Here is a 21,711-nt window from a genome sequence, read left to right as displayed (position 1 = left end):
CTAAACGCGGTGGTCCAGGGTCGCGGCGGCTTCGAGGAGCATCCAAGCGCTGACCTGCACGGACAGGTCACGCTCGGGAGCTTCCGGGGTGAGAGGCAGCGAAGGCGCCGGAGTCGCCCAGTCGGCGCTGAAGAGCGGCCCGTGCGACGTCTCGGTGGCACCGGTCCAGCACGCTTCGGCCGAATGCAGGACGAGATCGCGCGCCACCCCGCTCGGCAGCAGCGGCGCAGCGAGCGCCAGATAGCGCGCGAGGATCCCGGCGAAGAGGCCGCCGTCGCCGCCGCCCTGTCCCCGGATCACCCCGTTCGGCGCGACGTGCGCCGCGACCGCGTGGATCGTGTGCTCCACCCTGTCCATTTCGGACAGTTCGAGGCAGGCGCCGAGGTAAACCCCTTGGCAGTACGTGAAAATATGCTTGACCAGTTCACCGGAGCCGACGCGCAGGCCGTCCCACACCAGGCCGGACTCCGGATCGACGAGCCGCTCGGTCATCCAGCCGGTCAAACCCGCCGCGTGTTCGGCGGCCCCTTCGCGGGCGTGGAAGATCGCCGCCGGGCCGTTCGCGGGCGCGTTCTTGAAGTCGTCGCCGGCGCGCCACCAGATCCCGCCGCCCGCGTCGTCGGTCCAGCCCTCGCGCAGCCGTGAACTGATCGCCTCCAGCCCGCCGCGGACGTCCAGCCCGAGATGTCCCACCCGTTGCAGCGCGAGGCCGAGCCAGGCGATGTCGTCGTAGTAGTCGTTGATCCACCTGCCGAAGTTGCGCAGCCGCACGGACCCCACGAACCGGTCGATCAGCCTCAGCCGTTCCGGTGAGGGATCCCGCAGCTGCGCGTCGACGAGGGTGTCCAGCAGATGCGCCTGCCACCAGTAGTTCCAGTGCCAGTGGACGCGCTGGCTCGCCGAGGCGGGCCAGCCGCTGCGCCCGAGGACGGTCCCGGGCAGCCCCCACACCCTGCGCAGATGCCGGTCACGGACCGCGCGTTCGGCGGCCGCGGCCCGGTCGGCGAGTGCGGTCATCGCGCCATCATCCCTTGCCCGCTGACATACCGCTCAGTATGTTGAGCTGACCCCCGACCTCGCGAGGTGCTTCATGACCACGGCGCACGTGACCTGCCCGCTCTGCGAAGCCACCTGCGGCCTGGAGGTGACGATCGACGAGAAGAGCCTGGTCACCCGGGTTCAGGGCGACCGCGAGGACGTCTTCTCACAGGGCTACATCTGCCCGAAGGGCGCGTCGCTCGGCGCGCTGCACCACGATCCGGACAGGCTCACCGCGCCGCTGGTCAAACGGGACGGCGAGTTCGTCGAGGTCACCTGGGACGAGGCCTTCGCCGAGATCGACCGGCGCCTCCGGCCGATCATCGACGAGCACGGCAAGAACGCCGTCGCCGTCTACTCCGGCAATCCGACGGTGCACAACGCGGCGCTGGTGCTCTACGGCCGCGTGTTCTTCAAGGCCTTGAGCACCAGGAACTTCTACACCGCGACCACGGTCGATCAGATGCCGAAGCACTTCTCCTCCGGCTACCTCTTCGGCGACCCGCAGACCATCCCCGTCGCCGACCTCGACCGCACCGGGCACCTGCTCATCCTGGGCGCGAACCCCTTGGTGTCCAACGGAAGCCTGATGACCGCGGCGGACATCCGCGGCAGGCTGCGCGGGATCCAGGAGCGCGGCGGCAAGATCGTCGTCCTCGATCCGCGCCGCACCCGGACCGCTCAGCTCGCCGACGAGCACCACGCGATCCGGCCCGGCACCGACGCGTTGTTCCTGTTCGCGCTGGTCAACGTGCTGTTCGCGGAGAACCGCGTCCGCCCCGGTGAGCACGTCGACGGGGTCGACGAGGTCCGCGCGCTCGCCGAGCCGTTCACGCCCGAGGCCGTCGCGCCCGCGACCGGGATCGACGCCGCCGAGATCCGCCGCATCGCGCTCGACCTCGCGGACGCCGAGCGGGCCGCGGTCTACGGCCGGATGGGGACCACGACGCAGTCCTTCGGGACCATCGCGAGCTGGCTGGTCGACGTCGTCAACACGCTCACCGGCAACCTCGACCGCGAAGGCGGCGTGATGTTCCCGCTGCCCGCCCTCTGGCGGCCGCGGCGGTCTTCGCCGTTCACCAGCGGCCGCTGGACGAGCCGGGTGCGCGGGTATCCCGAGGTGCTCGGCGAGCTGCCGGTGGCCACGCTCGCGGACGAGATCGAGACGCCCGGCGAGGGCCAGGTGCGGGCGCTGGTGACCATCAGCGGCAACCCGGCGCTGAGCACGCCGAACTCCGCGCGGCTCACGGAAGCGTTGCGGCAACTGGACTTCATGGTCTCCCTCGACGTGTACCTCAACGAGACCACCCGGCACGCCGACGTCATCCTGCCCGGACCGTCACCGCTGGAACGGCCGCACTACGACGTCGCGCTGTACGGGCTCGCCGTGCGGAACGTCGCGAACTGGACGCCGCCGACGCTCGGAACGGACCTGCCGCAGGAGTGGGTCACCCTGCTGCGGCTGGCGGGGATCGCGGCCGGTCAGGGGCCGGACGTCGACGTCGCCGCCTTCGACACGATGGTCGCGGGCGAGACGGCGCGGCGCACCGGCGTCGACCTGTCGCTCGCCGAAGGCCGCACGGGACCGGCGCGGATGATCGACCTGATGCTGCGCGGCGGACCGTACGGGCTGAGCCTGGCCGACCTCGAAGCCGCCCCGCACGGCATCGACCTCGGCGCGCTGAAGCCGCGGTTGCCCGACGTGCTCGCCACCGCGAGCGGGAAGGTCGAACTGGCCCCGGACGCGATCACGAAGGACGTCCCCCGGCTGCGCGCGGAGCTGGACAAGGCGCCCGACGGCGGTCTGCTGCTGATCGGACGACGGCATCTGAGCTCGAACAACTCGTGGATGCACAACCTGACGCCGCTGGTACGCGGCGGGAACCGGTGCACCGTCCAGGTGCATCCGGACGACGCCGCCCGGCTCGGCCTGACCGACGGCGGGCTCGCGGCGGTGACGTCGCGGGCCGGGAAGCTGGAAGCCCCGGTGGAGGTCACGGCCGACGTCCGGCCCGGCGTGGTGAGCATGCCGCACGGCTGGGGTCACGACCTCGACGGCACGCGCACGAAGGTCGCCGCGGCGCACGCCGGGGTCAACTCGAACCTGGTCGCCGACGAGACCCTGCTCGACGTCCCGTCGGGGAACGCCGTCCTGAACGGGATCCCGGTGGAGGTGGCCCCGGCCTAGCTACCAGGCCGTGGTGAGGTCGGCGTGCTGCCGGACCCAGGCGTGCATGACGATCCCGGCGGCGACACCGGCGTTGATCGAGCGCGTGGTGCCGAACTGCGCGATCGAAACGACCAGCGACGCGGTCTTCTGCGCCTCGGCCGACAACCCGGGCCCTTCCTGGCCGAACAGCAGGACACACTCGCGCGGCAGCTCGGCGGTCTCGACGGGCTGCGAACCAGGGGTGTTGTCGACGGCGACCACGGCGAGACCTTCCGCGGCGGCGAAGGTCAGCAGCCCGTTGACGTCCTCGTGGTGGAGAAGGTGCTGGTAGCGGTCGGTCACCATGGCGCCGCGCCGGTTCCAGCGCCGCCGTCCGACGATGTGCACGGCGGCCGCGGCGAACGCGTTCGCCGTCCGGACCACGGTGCCGATGTTGTGATCGTGCTGGAAGTTCTCGATCGCCACGTGGAACGGGTGCCGCCGCGAGTCCACATCGGACACGATGGCCTCGCGCCGCCAGTAGCGGTACGGGTCGACGACGTTGCGGCGATCACCTCCTGCCAGGAGTTCCGGGTCGTAGCGCTCGTCCGCGGGCCACTCGCCTTCCCACGGTCCGACGCCGACCTCTTCCCGCGCCACCCATTCGGTGGGGCCGGCCTCTTCCGACTGAGTCACCCGGAGATTGTCACTCAGCCCATGCTGACGCGGTGCGCCGGTGCGTCCCCGTCGTGGTGGCGGTGACGCCAGCGCTGGTACGCGCCGACGTAGGAGATGATCACCGTCGCCATCGCGATCACGACGACGAACGGCAGCGTCGAGCGCGGGAACACCGTGTCGTAGAGGTAGTAGGCGTTGAAGCCGCCGGGCAGGTCGCCGAGGCCTTGGAGGTTCCGGAAGTAGTTCTCGGCGGCCGTCAGCGGGCACGGCCAAGGGAAGACGTTGACGAGGACTCCCCATGCGGCGAAGAACACATGCGCGAAGATCACCTTCGGCCACCGCCACGCGAGAAAACCACCGAATCCGATGAACAGCAGCGCGAAAATGTGCACCACCACTGTCACGTTCGCCAGGAAACCCGCCACCTCAAGCCCCCTTTCACACCCCTACCAGCGACGTTACCCCTTTCGTCTTGAGAAACGCTCACGAAAAAAGGGGCATCCTCCGTTCGCACACGGAGGATGCCCCCTTCGGGACTTGGTAATCAGGACAGACCGAGATCGTCCTTGTTCAGAATGTAACGGTATTCGAGGCCTTCCTTCTCGATGGCCTCACGCGCCCCGGTGTCCCGGTCGACGACGGTCGCGACACCGACCACGTTCGCCCCGGCCTCGCGCAGCGCCTCGACGGCGGTGAGCACGCTGCCGCCGGTGGTCGAGGTGTCCTCGACGGCCAGCACGGGCTGCCCGAGCACCTCGACGCCCTCGATTCGGCGCTGCATGCCGTGCTCCTTGACGGCCTTCCGGACGACGAACGCGTCGAGCACGACACCGTCGGTCGCCGCGGAGTGCAGCATCGCGAGTGCCACCGGGTCCGCGCCGAGGGTCAGGCCGCCGGCGGCGACGTAGTCCCAGTCGTGGGTGAGCTGGCGGAGCAGCTTCCCGATGAGCGGTGCGGCCGCGTGATGCAGCGTCGCCCGCCGGAGGTCGATGTAGTAATCGGCTTCCTTGCCGGAAGACAAGGTCACCTTGCCGTGCACGACGGCGAGCTCGCCGACCAGTCTCGCCAGTTCGAGTTTCGCCGCTTGATCCAACCCGGGGTACGCCACGGCCGAGAGTCTTACACACGGCCCGCGGACCATCGCCGGGGTGTTTCCCCCGGCGATGGTCCCGGTGTGGTCAGTCACTGCCGGACGTCGCCGCGTCCACTGCCGGGCCGCGGGTCGCCGCCCAGGCCGGGACCAGGGTGGCCACCAGCGCCAGCGCGGCGGCGAGCCCGATGATCGACAGGTAGATCAGCGGGGAGCCCATCGGGAGCAGGGAATCGGCCGCCACCAGGCAGAACGGGACGATCGAGCCCGCGGCGACGACGGTGCCGAGGACGATCCCGATCAGCGCGACGAGCCCGCCTTCGAAGCCCGCCATCCGCAGCACCTGCGCCCTGGTCGAGCCGGTGAGCCGCTGGAGGCCGAACTCGCGGCGCCGTCGCACGGTCGCCATCACGAGCGTGTTGGCCACCGAGATCACCGTGTAGGCGATGATCATCCCGACCAGCAGGTAATTGACCCACGCGCCGACGGCCTGGTCCTTGTCGTGCGCGGCGATGAGCGCGCCGCGGTCGCCGACGGACACCGGCAGCCCGGCCGTCGCCTCGCGGAGCCGTTCGGTGAACGCCGCCGGATCGACGTCCGGGGTGGCGCGGACCAGCATCTGCGGGGCGAGTCCGGCGGTGGTGTGCGGGGCCAGCAGCTCGGCCGGGAGCAGCAGGCTCTCGAAGCCGCGGCGCTGGCTGGTCACCGCGACGACCTTGACGTCGACGGGGGTTCCGTCGCCGAGCCTCAGGCTCACCGTGTCGCCGACGCCGCGATTGAAGTCCTTCGCGTAGACGTCGGGCAGCGCGATGGTCCTGCCGGTCAGCGCCTTCAGGTCTCCCTGGGTCACCTTGGTGTCGATCGTGGCGTTCGCGCCGGACGCGGTGAGGCCGATCGCGGGGCGCCCTTCGTCGGAGGAGTCGTACGGCGCTTCGAGGAACACGTTGGTGGTGACGTACTCCGAGGCTCCGGCGACGCCGGGGACGGCCTGGATCCGCTGGACGAGGTCCGGGGACAGCCCGCCCGCCGCGGAACCGATCACCGCGTCGGCCCGGACGTCCTCGGTGAAGGCCTGGTTCGACAGCTCCTGCTGGGTGGTCTGGAGGTAGATGTTGGCGGTCGCGATCCCGACGGCGAGCATGATCGGGGTGACCGCGCCCGCCGCCCGGACGATCCCGGCGCGGGTGTTGAGCACGGCGATGCGCGCTTCGATGCCGCCGAGCAGGCGCATCGGCCACTGCAGGATCGCGGTCATCACCTTGGCGGCGCCGGGGGTGATCATCGCGACGCCGATCGCCCAGAGGATCACCGCGGGGCCGGCGGTGCTGGCCGCGATCGGACCGGTCATCACCGCGACGGTCACGATGGCCAGCGCGGTGCCACCGCCGAAGCAGAGGGCCGCGACCACGAACCGCGTCGGGGTCAGCCAGCGGCGGGTGACCGCGGCTTCGGCGAGTGCCTCGGTCGGCCGGATCTTCCCGGCCCGGCGGCCCGCCACGAAGGCGGCGATGAACACCGCGAGCATCGCGGCGCCCGCGCCGACGACGGCGGGCAGCCAGCCCTGGTAGAACCGCAGAACCGCGGGGGCGATGCCGTTTTCGACGAGCTGACCGAAGAGCCATTCGCCGAGGAACGGGCCCAGCACGGCGGCGAGCGCGGTCGCGAGCAGGCCGACGGCCAGCGCCTCGCCGAGCACCATCCGCCGGAGCTGGCGCGGGGTCGTGCCGATCGCCCGCATCAGGGCGAGTTCACGGGAACGCTGCTGGGTGGACAGGCTCAGCGTGCTCGCGACGACGAACATCGCGACCATCACCGAAAGCCCGCCCGCCACTCCGGCGATGACGATCAGGTTGGTGCCGCTCGAATCGGCTTCGGGGAACTCCGCGACACCGCGGTCGATGCCGGTCAGGACGTTCGCGCCGGTCGCGACCTCGGCGACCTTCGCCCGCACCGCTTCGACGTCGGCGCCCGGCTTCGTGAAGACGCCGATGGCGTCGGCCTTGCCGGGGTGCCCGGAGAGCCGGGCGGCGTCGGCGGCGGAGAAGAACACGGCGGCCTGCGTGATCGAACGCGGCGCACCGGCCACGCCGGCGACGCGGAACGCTTCGATCTTGCCGCGGGCGGCGACGTCGACCCGGTCACCGGACTTCAGGCCCGACTTGGACTCGACGACGACCTCGCCCGCGGCGGGCGCGGTTCCCTCGACCAGCGCGTACGGGGTCAGCGCGGCGGAATCCCAAGCGTGGCCGAGCGCGGGCTGCCCACCCGTCGCGAGCGGGAAGCTCACTTCGCCGACGACATCCGAGACGCCGGGGACAGCGCGAAGACGGGAGACGAGCCCGTCGTCGAGCCGGACGCGCTCGGGAAGCCGCGCGTCCTCGAACTTGCGTTTGTCGTCCGCTTCGAGGGTGGCCGGGTCTTCCTTCGGCAGGTCGAAGGTCTGACCGCCGGTGACGACGATCGGGGCGGCCGCGAGCCGCTGCGGTTCCGCGTTGCCGCGGATCCCGGTCTCCATCAGGCCGCCGCAAGAGGCGACGATCAGCGCGCCGAAGAAGACGGCGATGAAGGTTCCGATGAACCCGCCCTTGCGCAGGCGCAGGGTCCGGAAGGCGAGTCGCAGCATCACGCACCCGCCCTGGCCGGGGAGCCCCAGGCACCCAGGTGGGTCATGCGCTCGGCGACGACGTCCGCCGTCTGCGAGCGCAGTTCGTCCGCGATCCGGCCGTCGGCGAGGAAGATGACGCGGTCGGCGTAGGAGGCGGCCATCGGGTCGTGGGTCACCATGATCACCGTCTGACCGGTGCTGCGGACGGAATCGCGCAGCAGCCCGAGGACCTCGGCGGCGGTGCGGGTGTCGAGCGCGCCGGTCGGCTCGTCGGCGAAGACCACCGCGGGCCGGGTGACCAGCGCCCGCGCGATCGCGACGCGCTGCGCCTGGCCGCCGGAAAGCTCGCCGGGAAGGTGCTTGCGGCGGCCGGCGAGCCCGACGCGGGTCAGCATGTCCTCGACGACGCGGCGGTCCGGCTTGGCACCGGCGAGCTGCTGCGGGAGCGTGACGTTCTGCTCGACGGTCAGCGCCGGGAGCAGGTTGAAGGCCTGGAAGATGAAGCCGATCCGGTCGCGGCGCAGCTTGGTCAGCTTCGTCTCGCTCATCCCGGCCAGCTCCTGCCCGTCGAGCACGACGGACCCCGACGTCGGCCGGTCCAGCCCGGCCGCGCAGTGCAGGAAGGTGCTCTTGCCCGAGCCCGAGGGCCCCATCACCGCGGTGAAGCCGCCGCGCGGAAACGCCAGCGTCACCCCGTCCAGCGCGACGACGCCCTTGCCGTATTCCTTGCGGACGCCGTCGAGCCGGACCGCGTCACCGTTCCACCTGCTGTTCATAGGGAAAACCCTAGGAATCCCAGGTCGAAAGCACCCTGGGGCGAGCGTGCCTCTCCTGGGTAGGGCGAGCCCTACCTCACCGCGCCGGTCTTGGCGTCCACGGCGACTTCGTGCTCGATTCCCTTGCCGTCGCGGAGCCCGACTTCCCAGACGACGGTGCCGTCGGTGGCGCGGTCGATCTCCATCTCGTCGAGTTCGCCGGGCTGACGCTGCTGCGCGGTCTGGAGCGCCTTGACGGCGTCGACACCGGCCTGTTCGAGCTTCGCCATGTCGTCGCTCGGCTTGGCGGTCTGCTGTTCGCCCAGGACCTGGGCGCCGTCCCGGCTCACCCGCACCTTGTGTTCCTGCCCGTGCGACGCGACCTTGATCTCCCAGCCGTCGGGCCCAGGCTCCACGTCGAACACCTGCCCGTCGGGCACGGCACCCGCCGCGGCTTGGATCGCTTTGACCGGCTGCGCTTTGTCCCCACCCGGTCCGGGCGCAGCGGGGCCTGCCGCCGGTTCGGTGGAACAAGCGGCCAAGGTCAGCGTCAGCACCCCGGCCGCGACAAGACGTGGTGACCTCATGATCCCCGAGTACCCGCCCGGTGCGGCCCCGAACCGTCGTCAAGCGGATGGCACTGTGGGGTGATGGTTTCCGACGGACAGGGCTGGCTCCAGGTCGGCGAACTGGCGACGGCGTTCGCGCTGTCGGCGGCGATCGGCCTGGAACGGCGGATAAGGGGCAAAAGCGCCGGATTGCGGACCCAGACCATCGTGGGCACGGCGTCCGCGCTGATCCTTTTGGTCAGTAAATACGGATTCGGCGACATCCTCGCGGCCGGGCAAGTGGTCCTCGACCCGTCCCGGATCGCCGCGCAGATCGTCTCCGGTGTCGGCTTCCTCGGCGCCGGGCTGATCATCACCAGACAGGGCGCGATCCGTGGGCTCACCACCGCCGCCGCCGTCTGGGAGACCGCGGCCATCGGCATGGCGGCGGGCGCCGGATTGTTCCTGCTCGCGACCGTGGTGACGGCCATGCACTTCGTGGTGGTCCTCGGTTTCACCTGGCTGACCAAGCACCTTCCCGGTGGCGCGGGCACGACCAGGCTCCGCGTGAGCTACGCGGACGGGAAGGGCGTGCTGCGCGACCTGCTGGAGCTGTGCACGAGGCGTCGATGGTCGGTCACGTCCCTGCGGATCACCGACGATCGCGACGGCGAGGTGACGGTGACGCTCGACCTCACCGGACCCGATCACGCCGCCGCGCCCACCGTGCTCGCCACGGCGAACGGGGTGCGGTCGATCGAGACCGCGGACGACGACTGAACCAGGTTCGGCGAGTGCCAATGAGGGCAAGGGTGTCCCTGTCAGGCGCCGGAGTCCCGGAGATGGTGCGAAAGTGGCTTTCGCAACACCGAGGCCGGCGCAGGGACGACGATTAGCGCGGCGCCTCAGGTGCGGCCCTTGCCGCCGAACCCGCCGCCGAGTTTGCGCAGCACCGCGCGCGGCAGCAGTCCGCCGACCGCGACGAGCGCCTTGTACTGCAGGCTCGGCACCGAGATCACCTTGCCGCGGCGCAGATCCGCGAGCGCCTCGTCGACGACCTGGTCGACGCCGAGCCAGAACGCCTTCGGGCCGGGTTTGTCCAGTCCCGCCCGCTCGTGGAACTCCGTGGTGGTGAACCCGGGGCAGAGCGCCATCATGCGGATGTTCTTCGGCAGTGAGGCGGCGATGCCCTCGGTGAACGAGGTGACCCAGTTCTTGCTGGCCGTGTACGTCGAACCGCGGCCGCTGAAGAAACCGGCGACCGAGCTGACGTTGATGATCGCGCCCTCGCCGCGTTCGATCATCCCCGGCAGCGCGGCGCGGGTCAGCCGCAGGACCGCGGTGACGTTGACGTCGAGCTGACGTTGCAGCGCGTCCGGCGGGATGGTCCAGAAATCGCCGTTGAGCCCGAAGCCCGCGTTGTTGACCAGGAGGTCCACCGGCGTTTCGGCGAGGCGGGCCTCGACCGCCCCGCGTCCGTCCACTTCGGACAGATCGGCGGGCAGGACGACGACGTCGACGCCGTGCGCCTCGACCAGTTCCGCGGCGAAGCCTTCCAGCCGGTCGACGTCGCGGGCGACGAGCACGAGGTCGTACGCCTCGGCGGCGAGCCTGCGCGCGAACTGCGCGCCGATTCCGGCGGTGGCGCCGGTGATCAGGGCGGTTTGTGTCATGCCGGGAACCTACTCCTCGGTCGGGTCCCGGAGAGCCGCCTGGAAGGGGCAGGTGTGGGGGTCACCCACCGTGGGGATTTGGCGTGCAATGGCCGAAGTCGGGAAGTATCGTCCCGCCCCATGGGGAAGCACAGCAGGCGCAAGCCGAGCTACCTGCCCAAAGTCGCGGCCGGCGCGGCGCCGCTGGCGTTGTTGCTCGCCGGTCCGGCCACCGCGCTCGCCGCCCAGACGGACCCGGCCATCCCGCTCCCGCTCGACCATCAGCGCGAGGGCACCCTCGATCGCGGGGTCGGCTTCACCAGCGAAGGGGACACATCCGTCCTTCGCGGCTTCCTGACCAGCACCGAGCGGAACGTCTACAGCAAGGACGTCGGCGACGCGAAGGTCGTCGCGGACGTCCGTCGCTCGGTGAGCGAGACCGTCGAGACCCGCGACGGCGTCACAGCCCGCCCGGACAAGCTCGGCGTGCTCGCCGCGGCGAAGACCGCCGAAGCCGTCGTGCAGGGCCAGCGGGAGACGGTGAAGCTCGACCGCTACGGCAGTGTCGTGGCCGGGAACGAGACCAAACTCGAGAAGACCGGGAGCCGGGTGACCGAGGTGGCGCTCGACCCGCGCACCGGCGTCCCGACGTTCGTCTCCGAGGACGGCCGGGGGCTCCGCGCGGCCGAGGGGACCTATCACGCCGTCCGCCCGCTGCCCGGTGTCGGCGTGATCAACGAGACCCAGCAGCACACCGGCGGCGATCTCGGCCGGGCGCTGCGGCTCGACGGCGGGTTCTCCGGCGACCTCGGCAGCGCGCTGGAAGCGGGCCGGTCTTCCGGGCACGGGGTCGACATCGGCGACTTCGCCGCCATCGGGGCGACGTCGGCGCAGCACGGCGCCGGCCGGTTCCGAGGCGTCCTGCCGGTGGACGTCGGCTCGGGCGCAGGCTACGGCCAGGAGCACGCTCTCGGCGGCACGATCGGTCCGGGGTCCGGGCTGGTGGCGACCGGACAGGACGTGGACCTGGCTCAACACGGCGCTGGGCTCACCGGATCCGGCTCGAACAAGATCAGCGGCGACCTCGGCGTCGGCGAGGTCGTGTCCGCGCGCGGCGGCTCGACGACGTCCTTGCGCGGAGTCCTGCCGACCACCGATCCCGCGCGGGCGGGCCGGGTGACGCAGTCCGGGACGCTCGACCTGACGCTGCTCGGTCAGCCGTCGCACACCGGCTTCACCGCCGGCGCGCTCCCGCTGGAGATCAAGCAGTCCTAGCCCTGAGGCTCGATGTCCTCGGGAGCGTCGGCCTGCCAGTGGCGGCCGGGAGTCGAGGCGTTGTCGTACTCCTCGTCGAACGGGTCCACGATGTCGGCGATCTCGCCGAGGTCGCGCAGCAGCCGCTCGAGCCGCGACGGCCCGGCGTTCGGGGCGACGCTCGCGAGCACCCACTCGTTCTCCAGCCACGCCACGCCGACGTCGCCGCCGAGCGAGTCGGCCGCGTCGACGAGTTCCTGCGTGATCACCTTGCGGGCGCCCTCGGAGTCGTTCGCGAAGGCGTAGCGCTGGCCGATCGGGCCGAGCATCTCGGGCATGTCCTCGCGCTGGAACGGCACGCTGGACAGCCACATCTCCAGCGGCGTCTCGTGCACGCGGTTGCAGCGCACGGCGACGACGACCGCCGGGATCTGTCCCTCGGACTCGATGTCGAAGATGAAGACGGGGCGCCGCCCGTCGGAGGTGAAGGTGGACCCGGCCACGACGTTGACCGCCATCTGGGCGCCGAAGTACCCGATCGCGCCGTTGGACCACTGCTTCGGCAAGCGTTCGTCCTCTTCGACGAACTGCCAGCCGCGAAGCTCGGCCCAGCGCATTCGCTCGCGATTGCGCGAGCCCTCCTTCGCCCGGTCGGCCGCGAGCAGCGCCAGCCCCGCCACCAAGGCGACGGCGGCGATGACGAACCAGATCCACGCCGGAATACCCACGCCGGTCAGGGTATCCCCCTGCCCTCACCGGATGTGATCGCCGGGCGCCGTGTCGCGCCCCCCTTTCGGTGCCGGGCCCGGGAAAGAACACGAAAGACGCCGCGAAACGTCGACAAATCGCCGTGTCGCCAAGGAGGCTGAAGGGGACTTTCCCCGCATCCCATGCGGGGAAAGTCCCCTTCAGCCCTTCTTATGCGGCGATGGGCCCCTTCAGCCCACGTCAGTCCACCCGGGTGACCGTCAAGGCTTCCGAAGCCTCCTGGGACGGGATGTCGACCCGGACCGTGTCGCCGTCCCGGATCTCGCCGGCCAGCAGCTGTTTCGCCAGCTTGTCGCCGATCGCCGACTGCACCAGCCGCCGCAGCGGCCGCGCGCCGTAGATCGGGTCGAAGCCGTTCAGCGCGAGCCACTCGCGGGCCCCGGCGGTGACGTCCAGTGTCAGGCGGCGCCGCGACAACCGGGAGGCGAGCCGCTCGATCTGGATGTCCACAATGGACGTCAGCTCGTCGGTGCCGAGCGCGTGGAAGACCACGATGTCGTCCAGCCGGTTCAGGAACTCCGGTTTGAACTGCCGCTGCACCACCGACATCACCGCGTCGTTGCGCTGGCGCTCGTCGAGCGCCGGGTCGGCGATGGCCTGCGAGCCGAGGTTCGAGGTCAGCACCAGGATGGTGTTGCGGAAGTCCACCGTCCGGCCCTGGCCGTCGGTGAGCCGTCCGTCGTCGAGCACCTGCAGGAGCACGTCGAACACGTCCGGGTGCGCCTTCTCGACCTCGTCGAGCAGCACCACCGAGTACGGCCGCCTGCGCACCGACTCGGTCAGCTGCCCGCCCTGGTCGTAGCCGACGTAGCCCGGCGGCGCCCCGACGAGGCGCGCCACCGAATGCTTCTCGGCGTACTCGCTCATGTCGATCCGCAGCATCGCGCGCTCGTCGTCGAACAGGAACTCCGCGAGGGCCTTCGCCAGCTCGGTCTTGCCGACGCCGGTCGGGCCGAGGAACAGGAACGAGCCGGTCGGCCGGTCGGGGTCCGCGACGCCCGCCCGGGTGCGGCGCACCGCGTCCGAGACGACCTGCACGGCCTCCTTCTGCCCGATGACGCGCCTGCCGAGCTCCTCCTCCATCCGGAGCAGCTTGCCCGTCTCGCCCTCCAGCAGCCGTCCGGCCGGGATGCCGGTCCACGCGCTGACCACGTCGGCGACGTCGTCCGCGCTGACCTCCTCCTTGAGCATGACGTTCTGCTGGCTGACCTCGCTGGCGGCCGTCGCGGCCTCGAACTCCTTCTCCAGCGCGGGAATCCGGCCGTAGCGGAGTTCGGCGGCCTTGCCGAGGTCACCGTCGCGCTCGGCGCGTTCGGACTCGCCGCGCAGCTGCTCCAGCTGCTCCTTGAGTTCGCGGACGCGCTCGATCGAGCCCTTCTCGTTCTGCCAGCGCGCCGTCAGCGCCGTCAGCGTCTCGCGCTTCTCGGCCAGCTCCGACCGCAGCACGGCGAGCCGCTCCTTCGAGGCGGCGTCGTCCTCTTTGGACAACGCCATCTCTTCGATCTCCATGCGCCGCACGGCGCGTTCGACCTCGTCGATCTCGACCGGCCGGGAGTCGATCTCCATGCGGAGCTTCGACGCGGCCTCGTCGACCAGGTCGATCGCCTTGTCCGGCAGGAACCGGGCGGTGATGTAGCGGTCGGACAGCGTCGCGGCGGCGACCAGCGCGGCGTCGGTGATGCGCACCCCGTGGTGCACCTCGTACCGCTCCTTGAGCCCGCGCAGGATGCCGATGGTGTCCTCAGTGGACGGTTCGCCGACCAGGACCTGCTGGAAGCGCCGCTCCAGCGCGGCGTCCTTCTCGATGTGCTGGCGGTACTCGTCGAGCGTGGTCGCGCCGACCATCCGCAGCTCGCCGCGGGCGAGCATCGGCTTGATCATGTTGCCCGCGTCCATCGCGCCCTCGCCGGTCGCGCCCGCGCCGACGATGGTGTGCAGCTCGTCGATGAAGGTGACGACCTCGCCCGCGGAGTCGGTGATCTCCTTGAGCACGGCCTTCAGCCGCTCTTCGAACTCGCCGCGGAACTTGGCGCCCGCGACCATCGAGCCGAGGTCGAGCGCCACGACGCGCTTGCCGCGCAGCGATTCCGGCACGTCACCGGCGATGATCCGCTGGGCGAGCCCCTCGACGATGGCCGTCTTGCCGACGCCGGGCTCGCCGATGAGCACCGGGTTGTTCTTGGTGCGACGCGAGAGCACCTGCACCACGCGCCGGATCTCGGTGTCGCGGCCGATCACCGGGTCCAGCTCGCCGGCGCGGGCACGCGCGGTCAGGTCGACGCCGTACTTCTCCAGCGCCTTGAACGTGCTTTCCGGGTCCGCGCTGGTGATCCGCGCGGAGCCGCGCACCTTGGCGAACGCCTCGCGCAGCGCGTCCGGGGTGGCGCCGTGCCGTTTGAGCAGGTCGGCCACCGGGCCGCCCTCGGTGGCGAGGCCGACGAGGAGGTGCTCCGTCGAGACGTACTCGTCGCCGAGTTCGGTCGCGAGCTTCTGCGCGTGCGTCAGCGCCTTGACCGCGTTCGTGTCGAACTGCGGGCTCGACACGGTGGCCCCGGTCGCCGACGGCAGCGCCGCGATCAGCGGCTCCAGCTCCTTGTGCACCTGCTCCGGATCGGCCCCGACCGCGGTCAGCAGCGGTGCGGTGAGCCCCTCACCCTGCGCCAGCAGGGCGCCGAGCAGATGCGCGGCCGCCACGTGCGGGTTGCCCGCCATCGTGGCCGCCTGCGCCGCCGACGAGATCGCCTGCTGGGTCTTCGTGGTCGGGTTGAAAGCGTCCATCCCTCACCTCGTACTAGGTCCTGCGAAGTTCTTGTCGATGGGTACAACGTCAGAAAAGTTGAGTCTGTTCCGCTCAACTTGAGAAAAGTTCAGCCTCCCGTCGGCGAGACGGCCTCCGCGGGCAGGCGCGGGCCCACCCGGCCGAGCCCGACGACGGCCGCGCAGGCGCACGCGGCCACGAGCACCCACGGGATCCACACTGCCACGGAGAACAGCGCGACGACGGCCGGAGCGATCACCGCGGCGAGCGTGAACGCGTATTGGAAGGCCGCCAGATAGCGGCCCCGCGCCTCCGGCGGCGCCGCGGCTTCGGCCAGCGCGCCGGACCGCGGACCGAACGCGAGATCGCCCGCCGCGAGCACGAGGGTCGCGGCGAGCAGGTAGACCGGCTGGAAGACCTTCGGCACGAACACCACCAGGAGGCACGCCAGGCACCACACCGCGAACAGCGCCGAACCCGTGCGCATCGCCGCGATCCGGGTCAGTCTCCGGGTGAGCCGCAGCCCGACGACTCCACCCAGACTGGTGACGACGGTGAGCAGCGCGATGATCGCGCCGGGCAGCCACCGCGGCCCGTGCAAGGCGTTGAAGACGTACACCGGCATCCCGATGAGGAAGAAGTCCATCGTCAGCGCGAAGAGCCCGCTGAACACGATCAGGGCCAGGTACGGGCGGTTCCGCCAGACCCGCGCGGGCCCCGAAAGCCGCCTCGGGCACCGCTGGACCGGCGTCACCAGTGTCGAAAGGATGGCCGCGGCGACGACGAAGGTGGCGACGTCGACCATCACGGCGACGTACAGGCCCTCGCGCCCGATCCACACCAGCAGCCCGGCCGCTGCGAGCCCGCCCAGCCCGAAGCCCGCGGAGCGCACCATCGCGGCTTCGGCGAACGGCCGGTCCTTCGGTCCTTCGCCGGCGACGTCGGCGATGAGCGAGAACTGCGAGCTGTAGAACAACTGTTGCCCCGACGCGAGCATGACCGACGCGCAGACGACGCCGACGAAACCGTCGGCGAGCAGGAAAGCGCTCACTCCGGCGGCTTGCAGGACGTGGGCGCAGATCATCACCGTCCGCGCGCCGATCAGGTCGACGAGCCGCCCGGCGAACGCGGGGACGAGCAGCCCGGCCAGTGCACCGAGCGTGACCGCGGCCCCCGCCTGGACCAGTGGGAGACCCACCACACGGATGACGAAGACGAGGCCCAGCGGGAGGAAGAGTCCCGAGCCGAAGTTGTCGATTCCCAACGCGACCAGCAACGCGACCCTGCTCCGCACGTCTTCGACGCTACCGGCGTGACGGCGCTACGAAAGGTCCGTTCAGTCAAGACCGGCGGGTAGCAACAAAACCCCTCAGACGGGGCAGGTGCGGCCGCCGAGGGCCGCGCGGACATCGGTGTTCATCTCCGCCAGGCGCGTGGTCAGTTCGACGACCTTTTCGTCGTCCCAATCGCCGAGCGCGCGCTCCATGAACTTCAGATAGCCGGCCCGCCGTCGCCCCAGTTCCTCGCGGCCCCGTTCGGAGATGCTGATGATCGACGCGCGGCCGTCCTCGGGCGCGGGACGGCGGTCGACCATCCCCGCCGCGGACAGCTGGGAGATTTGACGACTCACGACCGAAAGATCCACAAAGCGTCGTTTGGCGAGTTCCGAAGGGCGTGCCTCGCCGTGCTTTGCCAGATCGGAAAGCAGCATGGCGGCGGCCGGATGCAGCCCGGGGTCGTCCTGCCAGGCCTGCATTATCCAAGCGTGCTGCAGCTGGGAGGCGGCCTTCAGCTCACGCATCAGTTCGACCCTGGCGTCGTCGGCGGAGCTCATCGGTGCCTCCCGGCTACTTGTACAGTACAACTTTATTCGGCGACGCTTGCGTAAGACAACTATTTACCTCGTGAGATCGCCCACTGCCGGGCGGATCCGAGTACACCCGTCCGGAGCAACGATGCGGGCAATAGGGCTCTCGGCGACTAGTCTCGCGGACGAGCCGGAACCAGCCGACCGGCCGACAGCCACTGACCGGAGAGGTGAATGGTCCGTGAATTCTTCTCCAGTGGTCACTCGTCCGTGAACCTGGGAAACTCTCTTCCGGTATGCGCTTCCCGATCAGCGACTCCCAGCCCGTGACGGCCGACGCGGTCAGCCCGGTACCCCGGTCGTCGGCGCCACGAGAAGCCCCGCCCGCGGTCACCGCGATGGTGCGGCTCATCCGTGACACCTGGGCGAAATCGGAACCGTTCATCCCGGAGATCTCCCAGTTCTTCTACGGGATGCTGTTCACCCTCGCGCCGGCCACCCGCGACTTCTTCCCGATCAACATGGAGGTCCAGCGCGGCAGGCTGGTGCGCGCGCTGGTCCACATCGTGCAGATGGTCGACCGGCCGGACGACCTCGTGCCGTTCCTGACCCAGCTCGGCCGCGACCACCGCAAGTTCGGCGTCATCCCGCGGCACTACGAGGCCGTCGGCACCGCGCTGCTCGCCTCACTCAAGAACCACCTCGGTCCGGACTGGACACCGGAGGTCGAACGGGCCTGGGCGGAGGCGTTCACCATCGTCGCCCGCGCGATGCAGGAGGCCGCCGCGGCCGACGTCAACCCGGCGTCGTGGTCGGCCACCGTGCTCGAACACCGGCGGCTCACCTGGGATCTCGCCCTGGTCCGCGTCCAGCCCGAATTCCCGGTGCCGTATCAGCCGGGCCAGTACATGAGCGTGGAAGTACCGCAGCGGCCCAGGCTCTGGCGCTATCTGTCCCCGGCGAACGCGCCGCGCGAGGACGGCGGCATCGAGTTCCACGTGCGCGCCGTCGACGGCGGCTGGGTGTCCCGCGCCATCGTGAGCCACACGCAACCGGGCGACGTCTGGCGGCTGGGGCCGCCGCTCGGCAGGCTCGCCGTGGATCGCACCGACGGCCGCGGCGTGCTGATGATCGCGGGCGGCACCGGCATCGCGCCGCTGCGCGCCATTCTGGACGACCTCGCGCAATGGGGCGAGAACCCGAAGGTCCAGCTGTTCTACGGCGGACCGTCGCGTGAGGACCTTTACGACCTCGACGAGTTGCGCGCCCTCGCGGCCACGAACCCGTGGCTCACCGTGACCCCGGTCATCGAGCACGGTGACGAAGCTCCCGGCTGCGTCCAGGGCACCCTCGCGGAAGCCGTTACACAGCAAGGATCCTGGCCGGGCCATCGGATCCTCGTCGCCGGTTCGCCCGCGATGATCCGGGCGACGGTGTCCCGGATGCTGGTCGCGGGCAGCGCGCTCGACCAGATCGCGTACGACCCCTTCACCATCGACTAGGTCGCGTCCGGCCCGAATTCGATTCCGCAATGGTGATCAGTCGTCGGCGGCATACCGTTACGTGACACGGTAATCACGGAGAAAACGCCACCCGATCGGGGGATCACACTTTCTCCGGAAACTGGCGAAAACCACTGGTGAACAAGGGAAAACCCGTCCTGCTTGATCACTTTCACTGAGGGCCAGAGGGGGTTGACGGCGCGTATATCGTTTGCTCCGTTCGAGCGGGAAACAACCATTCGTGGATCCTTTTGCGACTTTCGGGCCTACAGTCGAGACCCCTCGGGGAAACAAGCACGATGACATCGGGTCTGGAGAATATGCCCGATCCAACTGGAGAAAATCGTTCACCCATGACTGCCGAAACAGTGAAGTACGAGCATCCACCCAGTTCGTCCAGATCTTCACCGATTCCCGTTCCACCCTTGATCGAAACGCCGACGGTGGACAAGACCGTCCAGATGGCGAAGCTCGTCCGGACGAGTTTCGCCGCCGTCGAAACGAAGGCCGACGAGCTGTCCCAGTACTTCTACGGGGCGCTTTTCTCCGTTTCGCCGGACACCAGGGCGTTGTTCCCGATCAACATGGCCACCCAAAGGAATCGTTTACTGCGCGCGCTCGTCTACGTCGTGCAGATGGTGGACCGGCCAGAAGAACTGACCACCTTCCTCAGTCAGCTCGGCCGGGATCACCGGAAGTTCGACGTCCTCGGCCGGCATTACGACGCGGTCGGTGTCGCGTTGATCGCCACGTTGAAAAGGTTCTTGAAAGACGGCTGGACGCCCGATGTGGAGGATGCCTGGGTCACCGCCTACGGCGTCATTTCGAAGACCATGCGCGACGCCGCGGGCAAGGAGACCGGGCCCGCGTGGTGGAAGGCGCCCGTCGTCGAGCACCGGCTGGTGTCGCGCGACGTCGCCGTCGTCAAGGTGCGCACCGACCAGCCGCTCCCGTACCGGGCCGGCGGCTACGTCAGCGTCGAGGTCCCGCAGCGGCCCCGGATGTGGCGGTACCTCTCGCCCGCGACCGCGCCGCACGACAACGGGCTGCTGGAGTTCCACGTGCACGCCGTGCGCGGCGGCTGGGTCTCGCGCACGATCGTCCACCACACCCGGTTCGGCGACGTCTGGCGCCTCGGCCCGTCGCTCGGCGCGCTTTCGGTGCACCACACTGAAAGCCGTCCGCTGCTGATGATCGGCGGTGGCACCGGCATCGCGCCGATGCTCGCCCTGCTCGACGAGATGTCACGCTGGAAGAACAACCCGCCGGTGCACCTGTTCTTCGGCGGGCACCGGCCGGACGACCTCTACGCGCTCGACCACCTGCGCGGGCTGGCCGTCACCTCCCCTTGGCTCACGGTGACCCCGGTGACCGAGGAAGGCACCATCGCCGGCGGCGACCGCGGCACGCTGGCCACCGCGGTCACGCAGCGCGGCGCCTGGAAGGAGCGGGACGTGTTCGTCGCCGGCTCACCGTCGATGATCCGCGCGACGATCGCGAAACTGCTCGCCGCCGGAACGGATCTGGCCCGGATCAAATACGACCCGTTCACCTTGGACTGAGCTGACGATGCTTCGTTCGTATTAGGCCGTTCGGCTGTTCTACCTGGGCTCGACGCAGCAGTAGGTCTGCGAATCATTGACCGCGGTCACCGGCGGATTTATGGTCTAGACCACATTGCTCCCCCTCACGGGAACACCGTCGTTCCATCCCCAGGAGCCGGCATGACCGTCAAACGCAAGCTCGTGGCAGCCGCCGCCGGTGCGATCCTCGCCCCGATCGCCATCGTGGCCATCCCGCAGGTGGCCAGCGCCCACGGCTACGTGCTGTCCCCGCCCAGCCGCCAGGCGAACTGCGCCCAGGGCAAGGTTTCGGGCTGCGGCAGCATCGTCTACGAACCCCAGAGCGTCGAGGGCCCCAAGGGGCTCCGCAGCTGCAACGGCGGCCTTCCCGGGTTCGCGCAGCTCAACGACGAATCGAAGCCGTGGCCCGCCGCTTCGGTCGGCAACAGCGTGACCTTCAACTGGAAGTTCACCGCCTACCACCGGACCACGAACTACGAGTACTACATCGGCGGCACCAAGATCGCCGACATCAGCGGGAACAACTCCGCGCCGAAGGACCCGACGTCCCACACGGTGAGCCTGAACGGCTTCAGCGGACGTCAGAAGGTGCTCGCCATCTGGAACATCGCGGACACGCCGATGGCCTTCTACAGCTGCATCGACCTGCAGATCGGCGGCGGCACCCCGCCCACCAGCAACCCGCCGACCACCAGCAACCCGCCCTCGACGTCGAACCCGCCGAGCAGCACCACCAACCCGCCCACCGGCGGCACGTGGGCGGCCGGGACGGCCTACGCGGTCGGCAGCACGGTGACCTACGACGGCGCGACCTACCGCTGCCAGCTGGCGCACACGGCGATCCAAGGCTGGGAACCGCCGAACACCCCCGCACTGTGGACCCGGCAGTAAGGAGGACTCGCCAGTGAAGCTGGCCCTCGTTCTCGTCGCCGGTCTCGTGGCCCTCGCGGGCTGCGGGGCCGGTGATGGCTCACCCACCACCGCCGGCGCGCCGCTCTCCCCGGTCCCCCAGTCGGCCGCACCGGCGTCCGCCGACTACAACGACGCCGACGTGATGTTCCTGCAGATGATGCTCGCCCACAACAGCCAGGGCGTGGAGATCGTCAAGCTGGTGAAGACCAAGCAGGCGCAGAAACAGGAGCTCAAGGATCTCGCCGCCGCCATCGAGGCGACGCAGCAGACCGAGAGCACCGACATGCGGAACTGGCTGAAGAACTGGGGCAAGCCCGAGACGGGCTCCATGGACCCGAACGCGCACCACCATCACGGTGGCGACGGGCTCACGGACAAGGGCCTGCTCGACGCACTGTCCAAAAAGGATGGTCAGGAGTTCACCCTCGACTTCGCCGACATCTTCGTCGCGCACCAGCACAACGGGGTCGCGCTGGCGAGGACCGAACTGAAGGACGGCAAGAACCCCGGCTCGAAGGCCTTGGCCCAGCGGATCATGGACTCGCGCACCGGCGAGGTCCAGCAGATCCGGACCCTGGTTCCCGGCCAATAACGCAGTTAGTCCTCTAAATG

Annotated in this window: 19 protein-coding genes; 7 read left to right on the top strand and 12 right to left on the bottom strand. The window is 69.9% G+C overall.

Translation table 11 applies throughout. From position 1 onward, the window contains the following. Positions 1-1,017: a glycoside hydrolase family 76 protein gene (locus tag B0293_RS24070; RefSeq protein ID WP_005160725.1), complete on the bottom strand. Its 1,017-nt coding sequence runs from the start codon at positions 1,015-1,017 to the stop codon at positions 1-3. A gap of 73 nt (positions 1,018-1,090) precedes the next feature. On the opposite strand from B0293_RS24070, the gene B0293_RS24065 reads away from it, so the two are divergent. Continuing rightward, complete coding sequence (locus B0293_RS24065) at positions 1,091-3,226, top strand: molybdopterin oxidoreductase family protein (protein WP_005160726.1); 2,136 nt, start codon at positions 1,091-1,093, stop codon at positions 3,224-3,226. Here B0293_RS24065 and B0293_RS24060 read toward each other — a convergent pair whose 3' ends face one another. The 6 genes from B0293_RS24060 to B0293_RS24035 all read right to left on the bottom strand — a co-directional run bounded on the left by B0293_RS24060 (position 3,227) and on the right by B0293_RS24035 (position 8,902). Next, positions 3,227-3,883 carry a TrmH family RNA methyltransferase gene (locus B0293_RS24060; protein ID WP_039918916.1) on the bottom strand — a complete coding sequence of 219 codons (657 nt, stop codon included), beginning with the start codon at positions 3,881-3,883 and terminating at the stop codon, positions 3,227-3,229. 14 nt (positions 3,884-3,897) lie between these two features. Next, positions 3,898-4,290: a DUF2784 domain-containing protein gene (locus B0293_RS24055; RefSeq protein WP_005160733.1), complete on the bottom strand. Its 393-nt coding sequence runs from the start codon at positions 4,288-4,290 to the stop codon at positions 3,898-3,900. A gap of 119 nt (positions 4,291-4,409) precedes the next feature. Continuing rightward, entirely contained in the window at positions 4,410-4,973 is a 564-nt protein-coding gene (gene pyrE, locus B0293_RS24050) for an orotate phosphoribosyltransferase (RefSeq protein ID WP_039918917.1), read from the bottom strand. Between the two features lie 70 nt (positions 4,974-5,043). Beyond that, the gene (locus B0293_RS24045) at positions 5,044-7,578 is read right to left on the bottom strand and encodes an FtsX-like permease family protein (protein WP_005160741.1); all 2,535 of its coding nucleotides are present in this window, start codon (positions 7,576-7,578) and stop codon (positions 5,044-5,046) included. Continuing rightward, complete coding sequence (locus B0293_RS24040) at positions 7,578-8,336, bottom strand: ABC transporter ATP-binding protein (RefSeq protein WP_005160743.1); 759 nt, start codon at positions 8,334-8,336, stop codon at positions 7,578-7,580. Before B0293_RS24040 ends, B0293_RS24045 begins: the two co-directional genes overlap by 1 nt. 71 nt (positions 8,337-8,407) lie before the next feature. After that, positions 8,408-8,902, bottom strand: a complete 495-nt coding sequence (locus B0293_RS24035; protein ID WP_039918918.1) for a PepSY domain-containing protein — start codon at positions 8,900-8,902, stop codon at positions 8,408-8,410. Between the two features lie 63 nt (positions 8,903-8,965). Between B0293_RS24035 and B0293_RS24030 the strand changes: the two genes are divergently transcribed. Next, complete coding sequence (locus B0293_RS24030; RefSeq protein ID WP_209437312.1) at positions 8,966-9,643, top strand: MgtC/SapB family protein; 678 nt, start codon at positions 8,966-8,968, stop codon at positions 9,641-9,643. A gap of 125 nt (positions 9,644-9,768) precedes the next feature. Here B0293_RS24030 and B0293_RS24025 read toward each other — a convergent pair whose 3' ends face one another. Then, positions 9,769-10,536 carry an SDR family NAD(P)-dependent oxidoreductase gene (locus B0293_RS24025; RefSeq protein WP_005160750.1) on the bottom strand — a complete coding sequence of 256 codons (768 nt, stop codon included), beginning with the start codon at positions 10,534-10,536 and terminating at the stop codon, positions 9,769-9,771. 120 nt (positions 10,537-10,656) lie between these two features. Between B0293_RS24025 and B0293_RS24020 the strand changes: the two genes are divergently transcribed. Beyond that, a complete protein-coding gene (locus tag B0293_RS24020; protein ID WP_005160756.1) occupies positions 10,657-11,790 on the top strand; it encodes a hypothetical protein in 1,134 nt (377 codons plus the stop codon). On the opposite strand, the gene B0293_RS24015 is transcribed toward B0293_RS24020, so the two are convergent. The 4 genes from B0293_RS24015 to B0293_RS24000 all read right to left on the bottom strand — a co-directional run bounded on the left by B0293_RS24015 (position 11,787) and on the right by B0293_RS24000 (position 17,129). Continuing rightward, positions 11,787-12,497 (bottom strand): type III secretion system chaperone family protein, encoded by a 711-nt coding sequence (locus tag B0293_RS24015; protein WP_005160758.1) that lies wholly within the window; start codon positions 12,495-12,497, stop codon positions 11,787-11,789. The genes B0293_RS24020 and B0293_RS24015 overlap by 4 nt on opposite strands. Positions 12,498-12,717: 220 nt before the next feature. Then, positions 12,718-15,315 (bottom strand): ATP-dependent chaperone ClpB, encoded by a 2,598-nt coding sequence (gene clpB / locus B0293_RS24010; RefSeq protein WP_005160761.1) that lies wholly within the window; start codon positions 15,313-15,315, stop codon positions 12,718-12,720. Positions 15,316-15,404: 89 nt separating this feature from the next. Further along, on the bottom strand, positions 15,405-16,589 hold the full coding sequence (locus tag B0293_RS24005; protein WP_005160764.1) for an MFS transporter: 1,185 nt from the start codon (positions 16,587-16,589) through the stop codon (positions 15,405-15,407). Between the two features lie 75 nt (positions 16,590-16,664). Then, positions 16,665-17,129, bottom strand: a complete 465-nt coding sequence (locus tag B0293_RS24000) for a MarR family winged helix-turn-helix transcriptional regulator (protein ID WP_005160766.1) — start codon at positions 17,127-17,129, stop codon at positions 16,665-16,667. 269 nt (positions 17,130-17,398) lie between these two features. Between B0293_RS24000 and B0293_RS23995 the strand changes: the two genes are divergently transcribed. The 4 genes from B0293_RS23995 (at position 17,399) to B0293_RS23980 (ending at position 21,691) form a co-directional block, all read left to right on the top strand. Continuing rightward, positions 17,399-18,604, top strand: coding sequence for a globin domain-containing protein (locus tag B0293_RS23995; protein ID WP_005160769.1), 1,206 nt, complete (start codon positions 17,399-17,401; stop codon positions 18,602-18,604). A gap of 461 nt (positions 18,605-19,065) precedes the next feature. Then, complete coding sequence (locus tag B0293_RS23990) at positions 19,066-20,166, top strand: globin domain-containing protein (protein ID WP_039918921.1); 1,101 nt, start codon at positions 19,066-19,068, stop codon at positions 20,164-20,166. Positions 20,167-20,328: 162 nt separating this feature from the next. Beyond that, the gene (locus B0293_RS23985; protein WP_005160773.1) at positions 20,329-21,078 is read left to right on the top strand and encodes a lytic polysaccharide monooxygenase; all 750 of its coding nucleotides are present in this window, start codon (positions 20,329-20,331) and stop codon (positions 21,076-21,078) included. A gap of 13 nt (positions 21,079-21,091) precedes the next feature. After that, positions 21,092-21,691 (top strand): DUF305 domain-containing protein, encoded by a 600-nt coding sequence (locus B0293_RS23980; RefSeq protein ID WP_005160775.1) that lies wholly within the window; start codon positions 21,092-21,094, stop codon positions 21,689-21,691. Positions 21,692-21,711 lie beyond the last annotated feature (20 nt).

The organism is Amycolatopsis azurea DSM 43854 (assembly GCF_001995215.1).
Lineage (GTDB): Bacteria > Actinomycetota > Actinomycetes > Mycobacteriales > Pseudonocardiaceae > Amycolatopsis > Amycolatopsis azurea.
The sequence above is the reverse complement of the archived record's forward strand: the minus strand, read 5'-3'. Positions and strand labels throughout refer to the sequence as shown.